This is a genomic window from Enterovibrio norvegicus (assembly GCF_002876705.1).
In the GTDB taxonomy this organism is placed as follows: domain Bacteria; phylum Pseudomonadota; class Gammaproteobacteria; order Enterobacterales; family Vibrionaceae; genus Enterovibrio; species Enterovibrio norvegicus_B.
In genome coordinates this window covers 1-1,577 of record NZ_MDAG01000042.1, presented here as the reverse complement: position 1 = coordinate 1,577, position 1,577 = coordinate 1, and the positions used below count along the sequence as shown (strand labels likewise).

Below are 1,577 nucleotides of genomic sequence, written 5' to 3'. Positions count from 1 at the left end.
ATAGTATCGTTAAGGAGGTGATCCAGCCCCAGGTTCCCCTAGGGCTACCTTGTTACGACTTCACCCCAGTCATGAACCACACCGTGGTAAACGCCCTCCCGAAGGTTAAGCTATCTACTTCTGGTGCAGCCCACTCCCATGGTGTGACGGGCGGTGTGTACAAGGCCCGGGAACGTATTCACCGTGACATTCTGATTCACGATTACTAGCGATTCCGACTTCATGGAGTCGAGTTGCAGACTCCAATCCGGACTACGACATACTTTCTGGGATTCGCTCCACCTCGCGGCCTCGCTGCCCTCTGTATATGCCATTGTAGCACGTGTGTAGCCCTACTCGTAAGGGCCATGATGACTTGACGTCGTCCCCACCTTCCTCCGGTTTATCACCGGCAGTCTCCCTGGAGTTCCCGACATTACTCGCTGGCAAACAAGGATAAGGGTTGCGCTCGTTGCGGGACTTAACCCAACATTTCACAACACGAGCTGACGACAGCCATGCAGCACCTGTCTCAGAGTTCCCGAAGGCACTAAGCTATCTCTAGCGAATTCTCTGGATGTCAAGAGTAGGTAAGGTTCTTCGCGTTGCATCGAATTAAACCACATGCTCCACCGCTTGTGCGGGCCCCCGTCAATTCATTTGAGTTTTAATCTTGCGACCGTACTCCCCAGGCGGTCTACTTAACGCGTTAGCTCCGAAAGCCACAGTTCAAGACCGCAACCTCCAAGTAGACATCGTTTACAGCGTGGACTACCAGGGTATCTAATCCTGTTTGCTCCCCACGCTTTCGCATCTGAGCGTCAGTCTTTGTCCAGGGGGCCGCCTTCGCCACCGGTATTCCTTCAGATCTCTACGCATTTCACCGCTACACCTGAAATTCTACCCCCCTCTACAAGACTCTAGCCTGCCAGTTCAAAATGCGGTTCCCAGGTTGAGCCCGGGGCTTTCACATCTTGCTTAACAAACCGCCTGCATGCGCTTTACGCCCAGTAATTCCGATTAACGCTCGCACCCTCCGTATTACCGCGGCTGCTGGCACGGAGTTAGCCGGTGCTTCTTCTGCAGCTAACGTCAAGATAATGAGGTATTAACTCATTACCCTTCCTCACTGCTGAAAGTGCTTTACAACCCGAAGGCCTTCTTCACACACGCGGCATGGCTGCATCAGGCTTGCGCCCATTGTGCAATATTCCCCACTGCTGCCTCCCGTAGGAGTCTGGACCGTGTCTCAGTTCCAGTGTGGCTGATCATCCTCTCAAACCAGCTAGGGATCGTCGCCTTGGTGAGCCATTACCTCACCAACTAGCTAATCCCAACTGGGCCCATCCCGACGCGAGAAGCCCGAAGGTCCTCCTCTTTGGTCCGAAGACATCATGCGGTATTAGCAGTCGTTTCCAACTGTTATCCCCCACGTCAGGGCAGGTTCCCAGCCATTACTCACCCGTCCGCCGCTCGCCGCCCAACAAATCATCCGAAGAATCTTTGTTGTCGCTGCCGCTCGACTTGCATGTGTTAGGCCTGCCGCCAGCGTTCAATCTGAGCCATGATCAAACTCTTCAATTAGAATTTTGTTGTTA

Annotated in this window: 1 rRNA gene; it reads right to left on the bottom strand. The window is 53.5% G+C overall.

The annotated features are described in order from the left end of the window. Positions 1–10: 10 nt before the first annotated feature. Positions 11–1,563, bottom strand: a 16S ribosomal RNA gene (locus BCT27_RS18490). Positions 1,564–1,577 lie beyond the last annotated feature (14 nt).